General features: G+C 66.0%; 1 protein-coding gene. It reads right to left on the reverse strand.

Annotated elements, in window-relative coordinates:
* A partial coding sequence (locus tag ABD882_RS18625; protein WP_345188986.1) for an IS481 family transposase occupies positions 1-908 on the reverse strand: 908 nt, incomplete at its 3' end.
* Positions 909-948 lie beyond the last annotated feature (40 nt).

Consider the following 948-nt stretch of genomic DNA (forward strand, 5'->3'; position numbering starts at 1 on the left):
CGGTGGTGATTGTAGCTGTGGATCCAGGCCTGGTAGGTGGCTGCTCGTGCGGTGTCGGAGTCGTAGTGGTGGGCGTAGGCCCATTCGAACGCGAGAGTGCGATGGAAGCGTTCGATCTTCCCGTTGGTCTGCGGCCGGTAGGGGCGGGTGAACTTGTGCTTCACCTGCGAGCCGAGCGCGTCGTTGAACACGTGTGAGCGGTAGCAGGCGCCGTTGTCCGTGAGCACGCGGAGCACCGTGATACCCAAGCTGGCATAGAACGCGTTCGCGCGTTCCCAGAACGCCGCCGCGGTCTCCTTGCGCTCGTCGTCGAGGATCTCGGAGTAGACCACCCGGGAGCGATCATCGATCGCGGAGTGCAGGAACGAGTAGCCGACCCCTGCGTTCCGGCGCCTGTTGCCGGCAGAGCGGCCGAGGGTGCGGTGCCCGCCGCCGTCGGGGATGCGGCCGAGCTTCTTCACGTCGACGTGGACCAGATCGCCAGGGCGTTCGTGTTCGTAGCGCACCGGCTTGGGCGTGCGCACCCGCACCCCGGTGTTCAGATCGATGTGTCCCAGCAGTGGCACCCGGTAACGGGCGAGGACCTTCGACACCGTCGACTGAGGCAGTCCCAGGTGATACGCGATCCGATGCGGCCCCCACCGGCGCGTGACGCGTAACGACACGATCCGACGCTCCGTGCGCTGCGGCGTCTGATTCGGCGACCGTAACGGCCGCGAAGAACGATCCTCCAGCCCCGCCCGCCCTTCGGCGCGGAACCGAGACACCCACTTCGATACCGTGCCGCGAGCGACCTGGTATCGCTCGGCGGCACGAGCCTGAGTCCAGCCCTCATCGATGACGAGCTTCACGAGCTTGAGCCGCCCCTGCGGGTTCAGCGCAGCGCGAGCGTGGGTAACGTAAGACACGAGGACCTCCGTGGATCGAAATGAGTGTGGTAACCCATAT

The organism is Microbacterium panaciterrae, assembly GCF_039541635.1.
Classification (GTDB): Bacteria; Actinomycetota; Actinomycetes; order Actinomycetales; family Microbacteriaceae; genus Microbacterium; species Microbacterium panaciterrae.